At 68.1% G+C, this 15656-nt stretch carries 13 protein-coding genes; 2 read left to right on the top strand and 11 right to left on the bottom strand.

The window, feature by feature from the left end; translation table 11 throughout:
* Positions 1–570: 570 nt before the first annotated feature.
* From HWX76_RS24230 to HWX76_RS24220, 3 genes are all read right to left on the bottom strand, one after another.
* Positions 571–4209, bottom strand: a complete 3639-nt coding sequence (locus tag HWX76_RS24230; RefSeq protein ID WP_176016460.1) for a hydantoinase B/oxoprolinase family protein — start codon at positions 4207–4209, stop codon at positions 571–573.
* 127 nt (positions 4210–4336) lie between these two features.
* Positions 4337–5635, bottom strand: a complete 1299-nt coding sequence (locus tag HWX76_RS24225; RefSeq protein WP_176016459.1) for an MFS transporter — start codon at positions 5633–5635, stop codon at positions 4337–4339.
* A gap of 86 nt (positions 5636–5721) precedes the next feature.
* The gene (locus tag HWX76_RS24220; RefSeq protein WP_176016458.1) at positions 5722–6495 is read right to left on the bottom strand and encodes a putative hydro-lyase; all 774 of its coding nucleotides are present in this window, start codon (positions 6493–6495) and stop codon (positions 5722–5724) included.
* Positions 6496–6700: 205 nt separating this feature from the next.
* Here HWX76_RS24220 and HWX76_RS24215 point away from each other — a divergent pair, with 205 nt between their 5' ends.
* Positions 6701–7633 carry a LysR family transcriptional regulator gene (locus HWX76_RS24215; protein WP_050017235.1) on the top strand — a complete coding sequence of 311 codons (933 nt, stop codon included), beginning with the start codon at positions 6701–6703 and terminating at the stop codon, positions 7631–7633.
* Between the two features lie 155 nt (positions 7634–7788).
* A complete protein-coding gene (locus HWX76_RS24210) occupies positions 7789–8679 on the top strand; it encodes a hypothetical protein (protein ID WP_176016457.1) in 891 nt (296 codons plus the stop codon).
* Between the two features lie 10 nt (positions 8680–8689).
* Here HWX76_RS24210 and HWX76_RS24205 read toward each other — a convergent pair whose 3' ends face one another.
* The 8 genes from HWX76_RS24205 to HWX76_RS36950 form a co-directional block, all read right to left on the bottom strand.
* Positions 8690–9016: an antibiotic biosynthesis monooxygenase gene (locus HWX76_RS24205; protein ID WP_050017237.1), complete on the bottom strand. Its 327-nt coding sequence runs from the start codon at positions 9014–9016 to the stop codon at positions 8690–8692.
* 67 nt (positions 9017–9083) lie between these two features.
* Complete coding sequence (locus HWX76_RS24200) at positions 9084–10070, bottom strand: YkgJ family cysteine cluster protein (RefSeq protein ID WP_176016456.1); 987 nt, start codon at positions 10068–10070, stop codon at positions 9084–9086.
* Complete coding sequence (locus HWX76_RS24195) at positions 10064–10828, bottom strand: MetQ/NlpA family lipoprotein (RefSeq protein WP_244138015.1); 765 nt, start codon at positions 10826–10828, stop codon at positions 10064–10066. Before HWX76_RS24195 ends, HWX76_RS24200 begins: the two co-directional genes overlap by 7 nt.
* Before the next feature lie 53 nt (positions 10829–10881).
* Positions 10882–11931, bottom strand: coding sequence for a formylglycine-generating enzyme family protein (locus HWX76_RS24190; RefSeq protein ID WP_176016454.1), 1050 nt, complete (start codon positions 11929–11931; stop codon positions 10882–10884).
* 15 nt (positions 11932–11946) lie between these two features.
* Positions 11947–13896, bottom strand: coding sequence for an arylsulfatase (locus tag HWX76_RS24185; RefSeq protein ID WP_050017240.1), 1950 nt, complete (start codon positions 13894–13896; stop codon positions 11947–11949).
* A gap of 291 nt (positions 13897–14187) precedes the next feature.
* A complete protein-coding gene (locus tag HWX76_RS24180) occupies positions 14188–14499 on the bottom strand; it encodes a hypothetical protein (protein ID WP_050017241.1) in 312 nt (103 codons plus the stop codon).
* Between the two features lie 25 nt (positions 14500–14524).
* A complete protein-coding gene (locus tag HWX76_RS24175) occupies positions 14525–15208 on the bottom strand; it encodes a hypothetical protein (RefSeq protein ID WP_176016453.1) in 684 nt (227 codons plus the stop codon).
* A 311-nt stretch (positions 15209–15519) separates the two neighbouring features.
* Positions 15520–15645, bottom strand: a complete 126-nt coding sequence (locus tag HWX76_RS36950) for a hypothetical protein (protein ID WP_256975687.1) — start codon at positions 15643–15645, stop codon at positions 15520–15522.
* Between the last annotated feature and the right edge of the window lie 11 nt (positions 15646–15656).

The raw sequence follows: 15656 nt of genomic DNA, 5'->3' as shown, positions 1-15656 counted from the left end.
GCCCCGATCCAAAAAAAACGCACAGTGTAGACGGAGGCGAGTGACCCCACCGCCTTCCCGGGCCGCGACGCACGTGCCCCGCAGGGCGGCCGTGATTGCCGTGACAGCGGCCTCGTCCCGTACTTGTTTGCAGCTGATGCGACCGGCGTTCGCGCGTGATGCGCGCAGGTTCTGCCTTACGGAATGATGAGAGCCATCTTATCAAATGACAATGAAGATTTGCACTCACATTTAGAGAAGTGTGTCAAGGAATCGGGACTCGATTGGCAGACCGGAGTTTTCATGATTGGCGGCTGGCGAATGCGCGCACGGGGCGGTGCGCATCGGGAGCGGCGTGCCAGGCCCCAAAGCCCCGCCGGGCGGGCGTTCGGGGCCGGTCCATCGATATGGGGCCTGATCTTTCGGGAGCCTGTGGCGGCAGGGTCGAATCGGATCCCGTGATCCGCAGTTTCCCGTGTTTTTTGATTCCGTTCGTGCGCGAATACGCGGCTTTATTCCACAGTTCGTTGCAATATCCTCCGCCCGCCCCCGTCGCACCCGGCGCGGCGCATCCGCGCCGGGTGCGCGGGCTCAGCCTGCCGCGCCGTAGCCGCCGCCGCCCGGCGTTTCGACGACGAACACGTCGCCGGGCGCCATCTGCGCGCGGCCGATGTGGTCGAGCGCCTCGACCGTGCCGTCCGCCCGCTCGATCGTGTTGCGGCCGAGCGCGCCGGCTTCGCCGCCCGCCGCGCCGAACGGCGCGTGGACCCGGTTGTTCGACAGGATCGACGCGGTCATCGGCTCGAGGAAGCGGATCCGCCGCACCGCGCCGTCGCCGCCGCGCCAGCGCCCGCCGCCGCCCGAGCCCGCGCGGATCCGGTGCGAATCGAGCCGCACCGGGTAGCGCCATTCGAGCACCTCCGGATCGGTGAGCCGCGAGTTCGTCATGTGCGTCTGCACCGCGGCGACGCCCGCGAAGCCGTCGCCCGCGCCGCTGCCGCCCGCGATCGTCTCGTAGTACTGGACTCGATCGTTACCGAATGTGAAGTTGTTCATCGTTCCCTGGCTCGACGCGACGCAGCCGAGCGCGCCGTACAGCGCGTTGGTGATCGCCGACGACGTCTCGACGTTGCCCGACACGACGGCCGCCGGGTAGTCGGGGTTCAGCATCGAGCGGGCCGGCACGATCACGGTCAGCGGCTTCAGGCAGCCGGCGTTCAGCGGAATGTCGTCGCCGACGAGCGTGCGGAACACGTACAGCACCGCCGCCATGCAGACGGCCTTCGGCGCGTTGAAGTTGTTGTCGAGCTGCGCGGACGTGCCGGTGAAATCGATCTCCGCGCACCGCGCCGCGCGATCCACGCGGATCGCGACGCGAATCTCCGCGCCGTTGTCGAGCGGATAGCGGTAAGCGCCGTCCTGCAGCGCGCCGATCACGCGCCGCACCGCTTCTTCGGCGTTGTCCTGCACGTGCGTCATGAACGCGAGCACGACGTCGCGGCCGAACTGCGCGACCATCCGGCGCAGCTCGTCGACGCCCTTCTGGTTCGCGGCGACCTGCGCGCGCAGGTCGGCCATGTTCTGCTCGACGTTGCGCGCCGGATAGCGGCCGGATGCCAGCAGCGCGCGCGTCTCGGCATCGCGCAGCACGCCGGCCGACACGAGCTGCCAGTTGTCGATCAGCACGCCTTCCTCGTCGATATGGGTCGAATCGGGCGGCATCGAGCCCGGCGTCGTGCCGCCGATGTCCGCATGGTGGCCGCGCGAGCCGACGTAGAACAGCGGCGCGTCGGCGCCGTCCGCGAACACCGGCGTGATGACCGTCACGTCCGGCAGGTGCGTGCCGCCGTGGTACGGGTCGTTCAGCGTGAACACGTCGCCGTCGCGCATGCGGCCGCGGTTGCGCTCGATCACCGTGCGGATGCTCTCGCCCATCGAGCCGAGATGCACGGGCATGTGCGGTGCGTTCGCGATCAGGTTGCCGTCGCCGTCGAAGATCGCGCACGAGAAGTCGAGCCGCTCCTTGATGTTCACCGAGTACGCGGTGTTCTGCAGCCGCAGCCCCATCTGCTCGGCGATCGACATGAACAGGTTGTTGAAGATCTCGAGCCGCACCGGATCGGCGTCGGTGCCGAGCGAGCGGCGCGTCGGCAGCGGCGTCGTGCGCGTCAGCACGAGATTGCCCTGTGGGGTCATCTCCGCGCGCCAACCAGGTTCGACGACGGTCGTGCCGTTCTGCTCCGCGACGATCGCGGGGCCGTCGATCGCGTCGCCGGCGCGCAGCGTGTCACGCACGACCAGCGCCGCGTCGTGCCACTGGCCGCCGGAATAAAAACGCACGGCCGCGTGCGCTTGCGGCGCCGCGCCCGCCTCGCGCGGTGCGAGCGGCGCGATGTCGACCGGCGCGTCCGAGCGGCCGATCGCCTCGACCGACGCCAGCTCGGCGACGAGCGGCGTGCCGGGCATCAGGAACGCGTAGCGCTGCCGATATGCGGTTTCGAACGCCTGCTGCATCGCCGCGACCGAGCCGGCCGGCACGTCGAGCGCCGAATCGGTGCCCTGGTAGCGCAGGTGCACACGTCGCTCGGTCGTGATCCGCTCCGGCGGCACACCCTGTTCGAGCAGCGCGCCGATGGCCTCGTCGGCCAGCCGGTCGAGCGCCGCGTTCAGCGCCGACAGCGATTCGTCGGACAACACGGCTTCCACCGCGCGCTCGCGCATCGCGGTCTGGTCGGCGAGGCCCATCCCGTATGCGGACAGCACGCCCGCGAGCGGATGCGCGAACACCTGCGTCATCCCGAGCGCATCGGCCACGCCGCACGCGTGCTGGCCGCCCGCGCCACCGAACGTCGTCAGCACGTAGCGCGACACGTCGTGGCCGCGCTGCACGGAGATCTTCTTGATCGCGTTCGCCATGCTGCCGATCGCGATCTCCAGGAATCCTTCGGCGAGCGCCTCGGGCGTCTCGCGCCGGCCGGTCGCCGCGTGGATCTCGTCGGCGAGCGCCGCGAACTTCGCGACCACGCCGTCGCGATCGAGCGGCTGGTCCGCATGCGGGCCGAACACGCGCGGGAAATGATCGGGCTGGATCTTGCCGAGCATCACGTTGCAGTCGGTCACCGTCAGCGGGCCGCCGCGCCGGTACGCCGCCGGCCCCGGGTTCGCGCCGGCCGATTCGGGTCCGACGCGCAGCCGCGCGCCGTCGAAGCCGAGCACCGAGCCGCCGCCGGCCGCGACCGTGTGGATGCTCATCATCGGCGCGCGCATCCGCACGCCGGCCACCTGCGTCTCGAACACGCGCTCGAATTCGCCGTTGTAGTGCGACACGTCGGTCGACGTGCCGCCCATGTCGAAGCCGATCACCTGCTCGAAGCCGGCCGCACGCGCCGCGCGCACCATCCCGACGATGCCGCCGGCCGGGCCCGACAGGATCGCATCCTTGCCCTGGAACGCGTCGGCGCGCGTGAGGCCGCCGCTGCTCTGCATGAACTGCAGGTTCACGCCGGGCATCTCGTGCGCGACCTGCTCGACATAGCGGCGCAGGATCGGCGACAGGTATGCGTCGACCACGGTCGTATCGCCGCGCGACACCATCTTCATCAGCGGCGACACCTCGTGCGACACCGACACCTGTGTGAAGCCGATGCGGCGCGCGAGCGCCGCCAGCATCCGTTCGTGCGCGGTATGGCGATAGCCGTGGATCAGCACGATCGCGAGCGCACGCACGCCGCTGTCGAACACGCGACGCAACGACGCTTCGGCACCCTGAACATCGAGCGGCACGACCACGTCGCCGTGCGCGCCGACGCGCTCGTCGATCTCGACGACCGTCTCGTACAGCGCGTCGGGCAGCGCGATGTCGAGATCGAACAGGCGCGGCCGGTTCTGGTACGCGATACGCAGCACGTCGCGAAAACCGCGCGTCGTCGCGAGCGCGGTGCGTTCGCCCTTGCGTTCGAGCAGCGCGTTGGTCGCGACCGTCGTGCCCATCTTCACCATGTCGACCTGCGCGGGCGTGATCGGCTCGCCGGCCGCGAGGCCGAGCAGGTGGCGGATGCCGGCCACGGCCGCGTCGCGGTACTGCTCGGGGTTCTCCGACAGCAGCTTGTGCGTGACGAGCGTGCCGTCGGGCCGCCGCGCGACGATGTCGGTGAACGTGCCGCCGCGGTCGATCCAGAATTGCCAGCGCGCGGCGTCGGAGGGAACGGAGGAAAGGTGTCGGTCAGTCATGATGTCGGTCGATGCGTCGTTGAATCGAGGGACGAGCGCCGCCGCACGGCGCGCGTCGCACGCCGTGTCACGGTGTCGATGAAAAGGGAAAAAAGCGCGGGGCCGACGGCCCCGCCGCTGCCGTCGGTCAGGCGGCGTCGAGTTCGCGGCCGCGGGTCTCGGGCAGTGTCAGCGCGGCGACGATCACCACGCCGTACGCGGCGACCGCGAAGATGCCGATGCTCGTGCCGAGCCCGTACTGCTTGGACAGCGCGCCGATCAGGAACGGGAACAGCGCGCCGATCGCGCGGCCCACGTTGTAGCAAAAGCCCTGGCCGGAGCCGCGCACGCGGGTCGGGAACAACTCGGTGAGGAACGCGCCCATCCCCGAGAAGATGCCCGATGCGAAGAAGCCGAGCGGGAAGCCGAGCCACAGCATCGACGCGTTGGTCAGGTTCAGCGACGTGTACGCGAACGCGATCACCATCGAGCCGACCGCGAACAGGATGAAGTTCGGCTTGCGGCCGAGGCGGTCGGTCAGGTACGCGCTCGTCAGGTAGCCGACCCACGAACCGAAGATGATCATCGCGAGATAGCCGCCGGTGCCCATCACCGTGAGGTGACGCTCGGTCTTCAGGAAGGTCGGCAGCCACGTCGTGATCGCGTAGTAGCCGCCCTGCGCGCCGGTCGTCAGCAGCGCCGCGCGCAGCGTCGTCGTGATCAGCTTCGGCGCGAAGATCTCGGTGAGGCTCGGCGCATCGGCCACTTGCGCCTGCGCGGCCTTCTCCTTCTCGTAGACATCCGGCTCCTTCACGTAGCGGCGGATCGCGACGACCAGCAGTGCGGGCGCGAGGCCGACGAGGAACAGCGCGCGCCACGCCTGCTCGGCCGGCAGCACCGAGAACAGCAGCGCATACAGCAGCGCGCACAGCCCCCAGCCGATCGCCCAGCCCGACTGCACGAGGCCGACCGCCCTGCCGCGGTCGCGCGCGCGGATCACTTCGCCGATCAGCACCGCGCCGGCCGTCCATTCGCCGCCGAAGCCGAAGCCCATCAGCGCGCGCGCCGCGACCAGTTGGTGATAGTTCTGCGCGAGCCCGCACAGCGCGGTGAACACCGCGAACCACATCACCGTGAGCTGCAGCGTGCGTACGCGGCCGATCCGGTCGGACAGGATGCCGGCGATCCAGCCGCCGAGCGCCGACGCGAGCAGCGTGATCGTGCCGATGAAGCCTGCGTCGGCCAACGAGATGCCCCAGGTCGCGACGAGCGTCGGGATCACGAACGACAGCATCTGCGTGTCCATCCCGTCGAGCATGTAGCCGACCTTGCAGCTCCAGAACGCGCGGCGTTCGCGCGGTTGCGCATCCGCGTACCACGAGAACAGGCCGCTGCGCTCTCGGCTCGCGGGCTCGGCGGCGGGCGCCGCGAGGGTCTTGCTTTCCATGGTGGTACTCCTGTCGTTGTGCGCCGATCAAATGGCGTGTGGTGCTGTGTGTCTGTCGTAGGTGTGTCGCGTGCGGGGCCGGCGGGTCAGAACACGGCCAGCGACGCGTTCGTGATGTCGGTCATCAGCATGTGGCCGGGCGTATGCGCGATCGCGATCGGCAGCTTCGCGTCCATCAGCGCGGTTTGCGGCGTCACGCCGCACGCCCAGAACACCGGCAGCTCGCCGTCGCGGATCGTCACCGCGTCGCCGAATTCGGGCGCGTCCAGATCGTCGATGCCGAGTTCCCGCGGATGGCCGATATGGATCGGCGCGCCGTGCACGCCCGGAAACCGGCTCGTGATCTGCACCGCGCGGATCGCGTCGGCGCCGCGCAGCGGCCGCATCGACACGACCAGCTGGCCGCCGAAAATCCCCGCGCGGCGGTTCGCGATCGACGTGCGGTACATCGGCACGTTGCGCCCCTCCTCGACGTGGCGCAACCCGATCCCTTCGCGGGCGAGCATGTCCTCGAACGAGAACGAGCAGCCGATCGCAAATACGACGAAATCGTCGCGCCACAGCGCTTCGAGCGATTCGACCTGCTCGGTCAGGCGGCCGTCCCTATATACGTTGTAGCTCGGCACGTCGGTGCGGATGTCGAGATCCTCGCCGAGCGCGGCGATCCGGAACGCACCCGGTTCGCCGACGCCCAGCAGCGGGCAGGCCTTCGGGTTCGCCTGGCAGAAGCGCAGGAAATCGTGCGCATACGCGTCGGGCAGGATCGCGAGGTTCGCCTGGGCAAACGGGCCGCAATGGCCGGCGGTCGGGCCGCGGAACGCGCCGTGGCGCACGGACTGGCGGAATTCGGAAGGCGTCATGATGGTCGGTCGCAGATCGGGATGGCGGGGCGATGACGGTGGTGTGTCATCGGATATGGCGAAGAATAGAAAGGAAAAAATTTTGTCGCCAACGAGTTTTTTTGCGCCCGTTGCATAGAATTTCTTAACGGGTCTGCGGGTTTTCCCCGGTCCCGTTCACTTTTCGTCGCCGGCAAGCTGCGCATCCATTGCTCGCCCGACTGCCATGAACACGCGTTTTCTCGAAACCTTCGTCATGCTCGCAAAGCTGCGCAACTTCCGCACGACCGCGGCCGCGCTGCACGCGACGCCGGCCGCGATCTCGCAGCGCCTGAAGGCGCTCGAGGACGAACTGCATACCGTACTCGTCGATCGCGACAGCCGCGCGTTCCGGCTCACGCCCAACGGCGAATACCTGCTCGGCTATGCGAAGGCCGTCGTCGAGGCGACGCAGGAACTGCAGGCCGCCGCGTCCGGCGAGCGTGCGCTGCGCGGCAAGCTGCGGCTCGGCGTGATCGAGACGGTCGTGCACAGCTGGCTACCGCATTACATGCGGCGGCTCGCGGCCGACTACCCGCAACTGGAAATCGACCTGACCGTCGACGTCAGCGTCGTGCTGCAGCGCCGGCTGATGGCCGGAGAACTCGACCTGATCATTCGCGTGGAAGGCAGCGACGAGGCGTCGGTCGTGTGCGACGCGCTCGCGAACTACCCGGTGCGCTGGATCGCGCGCGCCGGGCTGCTGCCGAACACGCGCACCGGCCTCGCGCGGCAGGTGCTGCGCCAGCCGATCCTCACCTACGGGCGCGGCACAGCGCCCCATCGCGCGCTGGAAGACATCGTCCGCACGCTCGCGCATGCGCACGGCGTGCCGCTGTCGGAGACGCGCATCACCGGGTCGCCATCGATCTCGGTGATCGTGCAACTGGTGCGCGACGGTTTCGGCGTCGCCGCGATTCCGGTGCTGTTCGTCGATGCGCTGATCGAAAGCGGCGAAGTCGTCGAGCTGCCGCTGCAGCCGTCGCCGCCGTCGATCGTCGTGTCGATGTCGCGGCGAACGGACGCGCCGCGGTTCGTGCACGGTGCGTCGATCGCCGCGCGGGCGGCGTGTCACGAGTATTGCGAAAAGAGCACGCGCTTGCTGGTCGAAGCGCTTTGACCCCGACGCGCTGGATGACGCACGTTCGACATCGCCGCGCGAATCGCCCACAATCGCGATCGGCGCGTCGCCACATCGGCGCCGCGCATCGTGAATGACCGCCCGGCCGTCCGGCATTCGTCGCTTCGCATGATCGTGCACCACGAGAAGGCAACATGCAGATCCGCTCCACTTCGTCCCGCCTGAACCTCGCGCGCGTCGTGATCGTCGCGCTGTATGTCGCGTCGCTGCTGCTGCCCGTCGCGGCCGAACCGCCGAATGCGGTCGGCGCGGTAAGCTGGTTGCACGGCTACACCGTGCTCGCGCTCGGGCCGCTCGCGATCCTCGACCTGCAATTCGCGTGGCTCGGCAACCCGCTGCTCGTCGTCGCGCTGCTCAGGCCGAGCCGTACCGTGTCGGCGCTACTGGCCGTGGTCGTCGTCTTTGCGCTCGGCTGGCATACGATCCCGACCGATGCGAACTACGAAACGATCCGCACGTTCGGGGCCGGGTACTACTTGTCGATCGCGGCGATGGTGGGCGCCGCCGCGCTGCCGTGGATCGACGGGCGCGAGCGGCAGGATGGCGTGACGCGAAGCGGTGCCGTCGGCGCCGTGGATGGGGTCGTACCGAACGATGCTGTCACCGGCACCGGCGGCCTGGCCCGGCCGAATGCCGCGCCGGCATCGACGCGTCCGCCTGCCCGGCAGCGCGGCTGGACCGTGACGGCAACCGATACGCGCATCGCGTCGACCGATCAGACCGGGACGACACGCGGCATCGCGCTGTCCGACCTCGGCGCGATCCTGATCGAAACCAACGACCAGGGGCCGTTCGTGTCGGATGTCTGGTGGATCCTGTTCGATACGAACAAGCAGTTCGCGTGTGCCTTTCCGCAGGATGCCGAAGGCGCGAAGGCGGCGGTCGACCGATTGCTCGACCTGCCCGGCATCGACCACCGCAAGGTCATCGACGCGCAGACGTCGATCCAGAACGCGACGTTCCCGATCTGGGAGCGCGCGGCGCGCGAACCGGCCACGCCGGGAGAGACCGGCGCGACCGCGTGACCGGCGACCGTTACGCGGAGGGCTCCGCACGCGACGGCGTCAGCTTGCCGTCGCCGTACTCGCGAAGCACCTGCGAAATCACGACACGATACCCGTCCAGCCAGCGCGCCTGCTTCGCCTTGGCTTCGAGATGCGCGGGATGCTGGATCAACTGCCGCAGCGCCGCCTCGGATTCCCAGTAGTAGATATTCTGGATCAAGCCGGCTTCCGCGTTCTCCCACGTTTCCTCGCCGAGATAACCGGGCGTCGCGCGCGCCATGTCGGCGATCTGCCGGTCGAGCCGGTGGAATTCGTCGTCGTACTGCCCGGCACGAAAAATGAAGGTCGACGCGTACATGCCCGCTCACTCTGCCACGATGAAAGAGCGCCAAGTGTAAGGCACGCACGGCGTGCCGCGATCGTCGTCAAGCGGCGAGCGGAGCGGCGGCGGCGCGATCGTCGAGCCACGCGTCGATCCATGACGCATCGTCGCGCGTGGCGGCAGTGGGTGACGGCATGGCTGCGAGCGCTTGTCGCGCCCGTTCCAGCGCCTGCGCGAAGCCACGCAATTCGTGCGTCGCCGGCCGGTCGTCGGACCGTCGACGCGCGAGCGCCGCTTCGACGTTCGCGCCGATCAACACCAACTGCGCGTCGATGAAGTCGACGCACAGCGCGCGGCAATGCGCGGACACCTGAGCGACGACGAGCAGGACCGGCACGATCGACACGGTCAGGTAGCCGCCGGGCGCCAGCCGCGACAGCGCATCGCGCAGGTCCTGCCCGCCGTCGGTCAGCGACGCGAATACGGCGTCGCGCCACACCGCGCGCTCGAACACGAGCGCATCGCGATACGCGTCGAGCGCCGCACGATCCGCGACCTGCCCGGCCGTCACCAGCGGAATCGGGAACGACGATTCGTTTGTGGATTGCACGCTCCCGGCCTCGACGATGCAGTTCGCGCCGAGCCACGCCGCATCGTCGTGTCGTGCCGCAAGCACGCTGGCCTGCAACCGGTCGGGCAGCATCGGATCGAGCGGCACCGCGCGGCAGATCGACGGCTTGTTCGCGTGCACGCCGCAGCGGCCGTCGTCGGCGAGCGCCGCGCAACGGCCGAGCGACGGATAGTCGTAGCCTTGCAGCGTCAGCGCGAGCCATTCGCCGTGCACGCCGCCGCCGCGATGAAACAGCCGGTCCGCCAGCGCATCGGTGGCCGCGACGTCGTCCGCATCGAGCGTGTGCTCGCGCCCGCCCGCCTGCCAGTGTTCGCCGATCCGCCGCTTCGGCACGCGACGAATCGTCAACGCGCCGACGAAGCGGTGCCGATGCCGGAACAGTTCGCGCAACGACAGCGTCGGCGCGCTGTTGCAGCAGCGTCCGCACGCGTTGCACGCGAGCAGGTAGGTGTCTACCACGGCCGCCGCACCGAATCCTGGTAGCGCGTGAGGATGAAGCGCGCGACGTCGTCCGAGTGATACGCGGCGACGAGCTGCGCGACCCACGGCTTCGCACGATCAGTGTCGCGCACCGTGAGCACGTTCGCATACGGCGAGCGGGCGTCCTCGAGGCTGATGCTGTCGCGCGCGGGCTGCAGCCCGGCGCGGGCCGCGTCGTCGCTGTCGATCGCGACGAATGCGGCCGTGTCGAGCGCCGCGTAAAGCCGGTCGCGGCGCAGCGTGGCGAATTTCAGCGCGAGCCGGTTGCCCGTCACGTCGCGCAGCGTCGCATGCAGGCCGGCTTTTTCGCGCAGCGTCACCAGCGTGTCGTTCTGCAGCAGCACGAGCGAGCGCGCCATCCCGCGCGGATCGGCGGGCAGCGCGACCGTCGCGCCCGGTTGCAGTTCGTTCAGGTTCTTCAGCTTGCGCGAATAGAATGCCATCGGCAGCGTGACCGTCGGCGCGACGGCGGTCAGCGCATAGCCTTTCGCCGCGCGCGTGGCGCTCAGGCGCTGCGCATCCTCGAAGCTGGCCGCGTCGATCCGCCCGTCGGCCAGCGCCGTGTCGATGCGCGACGCATCGTCGAATTCGACGACGTCGACGCCCAGCCCGCGCGCGGCGGCCGCCTTCTTCACTTCGTCGAGGATCTGCGCATGCACGCCGCGCGTGACGCCGACGCGCACTGCCGGTGCGGCACGTGCGGCGGCTTCGACAGCCATCGCCGAACCCTGCTGCATCACCGCGCAGGCAGCCAGCAGCCACGCCGAAACGAATCGCCCGATGCCCGCGGTCACGACGCGTCCCTCAGGATCGTGCGAAACCCGATATGCGATGCGCCGAGATCCGCTTCCTGCTGTTCGCGCGACGACGCGCGATAGCGCACGCAGTAATCGCGCGAACACAGGAACGAGCCGCCCTTGATGACCATCGGCGTATCGTGCCGGCGCGTCGACGGTGCGACGGCTGCGGTGTCGCCGTTCGTATGCGACTGATGCGGGCCCGTGTACGCATCCTTCGTCCATTCCCATGCGTTGCCGATCATGTCGTAAAGACGAAAGCCGTTCGTCGCATAGCAGCCGACGGGCGCCAGCCCCGCGTGACCGTCCTCGGCCGAGTCGAGCACCGGAAACGCGCCCTGCCAGTAGTTCGCGACCGGCTTGCCGTTGGCGTCGCGCGGCGCCGCATCGAGCGACGCGTCGTCGCGGCCGGCCTTGCCCGCGTATTCCCATTCGGCCTCGGTCGGCAGATCGCGGCCGAGCCAGTGCGCATACGCGAGCGCATCGCGCTGCGTGACGAGCGTCACCGGCAGGTTGCCGAGCCCGTCCACGTCGCTGCCGGGCCCGCGCGGATGCCGCCACGACGCGCCCTTCACCCACGACCACCACGCGAGGTCGCGTGCATTCATCTCGTCGCGCGTCGGCACATGGAACACCGCCGCCCCGCCCTGCTGCTCGGCCTCGGTCACGTAACCGGTCGCCTGCACGAAGGCTGCGAACTGCGCGATCGTCACGTCGGTCTGGTCGATCCAGAAGCCGCCGACGCGCGTCGCGCCGTCGCCGGCCGGACGCTCGTCCGCATAGCCGCGCGTGCTGCCGAACACGAACGCGCCGCCGCGCAAGTGCACCATGCCCGCCTTCGGATCGTCGCGCCACTTCGCCGGCAGCCCCGAATAGCGCTTGCACTCGCGCTCCGAACCGAGCGGCGCGAGCGCGCGGCCGCGATTCAGATCGTCGAACGCGCCGCCTGCCGGCACCGCCGGATTCGCATAACCCACCGCGAACGCGGCGGCGAACAGCGTGGCGGCCAGCGCCGCGCCGATCGTCCAGAAACGCAACCGCATCGTGTCGCCTCGCGATCAGTAGTAGCCGCGCGGACGCAGCGGCTCGACGCCACCGACGTTGCTCATGTAGGTCTTCCACTGATCGACCAGCGTGCCGATCACCGACGGGTTCTGCGCCGACACGTCGGTCGTCTCGCCACGGTCCGCCGCGAGATCGTAAAGCTGCCAGTGACCGTCGAGCGGGCCGAGCGGCGGCTCGGTCCACAATGCCTTCCAGCGACCGTCGGCGCTGCGCAGATACGCGCGGCCGTATGCTTCGTCGCCGAACGGCGTCGTATGCACTTCGCCCGTCGTCGAACCGGTGAGCACCGGCAGCAGCGACTGGCCCGTCACCGGATACACGTAGCGGTTGTTGTAAATGACCTTGCCCTTGTTCTGGTCGACGCCCGTCAGCGTGTTGACCAGCGGCGGCGCCGGTTGCGACGGCGGCGTGACGCCCGCGACCGCGAGGAACGTCGCCGTGTTGTCGGTCACGTGCGTGAACGCGCGCAGCGTCGGCAACGGTTGCGACTGGCCCGGCAGGTGCACGATCGTCGGCGTCGACACGCCGCCTTCGCCCGAATAGCCCTTCGTGAGCCGGAACGGCGCCGCGCTCACTTCGGCCCAGCGCAGCCCGTACTGCAGGCGCTGTGCGTTCTGCTTGCCGTTGTCGGTGCCGAGCGTCGAGTAGATCGGGTCCTGTCCGTTCGCGGTATCGGTCGCCGTCGGGTCCGCGCCGGAATCGATCGGCCAGCCTTCCGCGCCGTTGTCCGACTGGAACATGATGAATGTGTTGTCGTATTCGCCGATGTCCTTCAGATGCTGGATCAGGAGTCCGATGTTGTAGTCGAGGTTCTCGACCATCCCCGCGTAGATTTCCATGTAGCGCGCCTGAGCCTTGCGCTCGGCCGGCGACAGGCTCGACCACAGCTTGTCGACCTTGCCGGAGCCGTAGTCGCTGTAGCCGTCCGCGGCCGAATGCACCGCGCTGATGTACTTCGCGCTGGCCGTGCCGTTGTTCGCGGTCGCGGGCGATGCCGCCGTCGTCTCCGGCAGCCCGTCGAACGGCTTGAAATCGGCGGGAATCAGGCCGAGCGCCTTCTGTCGCGCGATCCGCGCGTTGCGGATCGCGTCGTAGCCGGCGTCGTACACGCCCGCGTACTTGTGCAGCCACGGATCGGGCACCTGCAGCGGCCAGTGCGGCGACGTGTAGGCCGCGTACGCGAAGAACGGCTTGCCGTCCTGCTTGTTCGCATCGATGTACGAGATCAGCTTCCGCGTATAGAAATCGGTCGAATAGAACACGGCAGGGCTGCCGCCCGTGCCCCCCGGTTGCCCGGGCTGGCCCGGCTGCACGTAACGACCGTCTTCCGTGTAGTTCGACGAGCCGGCCGGCTCGTGCGCGAAGTGGTTCGTCGCCGCGCCGCCGAGCAGCACGTAGCTGCGCTCGAAGCCCCACTGGTCGGGTGTCTGCCCGCTGCCCGTCGCACTGCCGACGATGCCCGAGCCGATGTGCCACTTGCCCGCGATATACGTGTGATAACCGGCGTCCTTCAGCAATTGCGCGAACGACAGCGCGCGATCGTTCAGGTAGCCCTCGTAGCCGGGCAGCCCGCGCCGCTCGTCGGTCGGCACGCCCATCGTGCCCTCGCCGACGAGATGGTGATCGGTGCCCGACACCAGCATCGCGCGCGTGATCGCGCAAACAGTGCCCGTGTGGTGGTTCGACAGGATGCGGCCCGACGCGACGAGCGCGTCGAGGTTCGGCGTGTTGATTTCGCCGCCGAACGCATGGATGTCGGAATAGCCGAGATCGTCGGCCATGATGTACAGGATGTTCGGGCGCTTGGCCGCGGGCGTCGCGCTGGCCTGCGGCGGCGGACTGCTGTCGACGCCGCCGCACGACGCGAGCGACACCGCGCCGGCAATCGCGGCGCAGACGACACGGAAACGAAAAGCATGCAACGGCGACGCGGACTTTTTCATTCTTGTTGACGCTCGATCTACGGGAGCGGCGATCTTAGCGTCGCGCGCGCAACGCCCAAAGTCGGATTCGTCACATGCTAACGGGGTGGGGGAATATGTAAGGAGGCCAGTATTCCGCAACTCGCACGACGATTGATTCGCCGCGTCAGGTTGAATCACGTCGCATCAGCTTCGGGCGAATCGCGATTGCGGCGCACGTTTGTCCGGCACCGCGCCTTTTACGGGGACGTCCGCCCTTCTTCTCGTCGTAGACCATCACGACGGCATGATGCAGGCGCCCCACCCCAATTCTCAGTCGGTGTCCGGGCGCTGAACGGGGGACCAGTCGATGGAACCCGACTCTGCGAACTTGAGCCGTTCGCGCAATTCCGGATGTACACCCGCCTGCATCAGCAGCGCCATGCCGCCCAATCGCCGCGCGTCCTCATCGGTAATCGGGCACCCGTCATTCGGTTCTGCGTGCGGCGGAATCGTGATGGCGACACCTGCATTCATTTCGCGGTCAAGGACGGCCTGCACGTCGCGGCGAAACACCGTGCACAGCGTAACCTGTTCGGTCTCCTCGTCGTAAAACACGATGGTGGCGCGTCTCGGTTTGCTCATGTCACCGTCCTCTACAGGTCTGAAATTATTCGAAAGCACGTTGCCTGCACAATGCGTAGGTTCTGGGGTCTTTATACATCGCGCCAGCGGCCGCACACATTTCCATGTCGATTTCGTATCGTGCGAAACACTGTTCCTCTTGAAACGCGTCGACAGCCGCCGTGGTCATAGCGTCGCCCCACGGTGAGTCGTCGAGCGAGAACGGTGTCGCGTCGCTGAGCAGCGCACTATCAACCCGTACGGGCGCGATGCCGGCAATACCACTGCCTGTGCCAGCTATGATGCTCTCCAGGTATCGTATCAACTCATCAGCCGATACATCGCTTGGCCGTGCCCAACTCGGGATTGGCGTGTCCGCAGACCGCAACGCCATGGGTGCCACTCTACCGAACCGGTTCCCACGAGGGAAAGGGGGCAGGGACCGCCGACCACCCGAAGCGCCGCCATTCACCGCCACGCGCTCAATCTCGACGACGACCCGCCCATCCTCGATGGCGGACCTGAGCACATCGAGCGGTGCACCACGAACGGTACCAAGGCCCAATTGCCGCACGTACATCACCGCATTCGTCGTCAGGCCTGCATACTTCGGCCAGTGCAGCATCAGTTCGGAGATTGCGGCGCGCTGACTGGCCAACAACGTTCCACATCCCGCGCGCGTCAGTGTCGCGCGCTTTCCCGAACCCAATTCGATTGCGATTGAAGCCATTCGAAACCCCGGCGTTACCGTCGGGCGAATCTACTTTTCGCAACACGATGTCACAAGCTCGCGGTTTTCATGGAACACGCAAAAACCTGCGCGCGTCGGGACTGACGGCTCGCATTGTTTCCCCGAGACATGCCGCCGAGGCGCTGCGGCTCGCTGTTTGGCGCCGCGCAGACGCTCGCATTCCGGATGTGTGCACGTATGTGCTCCCAGCGTCGGAAATCTTTAAATTCTGTTACCTGCCCCAGGTAGTCCCTGTCGTGCGCTCAATACCGCATCACCCGATACAGACCGGCGGCCGCGAGCGCCATGCCTCACCACGCGAGCCCGCCGCTCGTCTCGCTGACCACGACGAGCGCGATCAACGCGGTGGCGGGTGGTATCAGGAAAACAGCGCCGACACACGCGACGCGTCGCCGTAGCGCACCAATGCGCTCCATACCCTCGCCAT

The sequence above is a fragment of the Burkholderia sp. BCC0398 genome, from assembly GCF_902833245.1.
GTDB lineage: Bacteria > Pseudomonadota > Gammaproteobacteria > Burkholderiales > Burkholderiaceae > Burkholderia > Burkholderia sola.
Note: the sequence above shows the minus strand (reverse complement) of the source record. Positions and strands in the feature narration are given on the sequence as shown.

Coding starts and splice junctions, on each gene's coding strand:
- HWX76_RS24230 (WP_176016460.1), bottom strand. CDS start 4,209: ATGACTGACCGACACCTTTCCTCCGTTCCCTCCGACGCCGCGCGCTGG.
- HWX76_RS24225 (WP_176016459.1), bottom strand. CDS start 5,635: ATGGAAAGCAAGACCCTCGCGGCGCCCGCCGCCGAGCCCGCGAGCCGA.
- HWX76_RS24220 (WP_176016458.1), bottom strand. CDS start 6,495: ATGACGCCTTCCGAATTCCGCCAGTCCGTGCGCCACGGCGCGTTCCGC.
- HWX76_RS24215 (WP_050017235.1), top strand. CDS start 6,701: ATGAACACGCGTTTTCTCGAAACCTTCGTCATGCTCGCAAAGCTGCGC.
- HWX76_RS24210 (WP_176016457.1), top strand. CDS start 7,789: ATGCAGATCCGCTCCACTTCGTCCCGCCTGAACCTCGCGCGCGTCGTG.
- HWX76_RS24205 (WP_050017237.1), bottom strand. CDS start 9,016: ATGTACGCGTCGACCTTCATTTTTCGTGCCGGGCAGTACGACGACGAA.
- HWX76_RS24195 (WP_244138015.1), bottom strand. CDS start 10,828: ATGCAGCAGGGTTCGGCGATGGCTGTCGAAGCCGCCGCACGTGCCGCA.
- HWX76_RS24190 (WP_176016454.1), bottom strand. CDS start 11,931: ATGCGGTTGCGTTTCTGGACGATCGGCGCGGCGCTGGCCGCCACGCTG.
- HWX76_RS24185 (WP_050017240.1), bottom strand. CDS start 13,896: ATGAAAAAGTCCGCGTCGCCGTTGCATGCTTTTCGTTTCCGTGTCGTC.
- HWX76_RS24180 (WP_050017241.1), bottom strand. CDS start 14,499: ATGAGCAAACCGAGACGCGCCACCATCGTGTTTTACGACGAGGAGACC.
- HWX76_RS24175 (WP_176016453.1), bottom strand. CDS start 15,208: ATGGCTTCAATCGCAATCGAATTGGGTTCGGGAAAGCGCGCGACACTG.
- HWX76_RS36950 (WP_256975687.1), bottom strand. CDS start 15,645: ATGGAGCGCATTGGTGCGCTACGGCGACGCGTCGCGTGTGTCGGCGCT.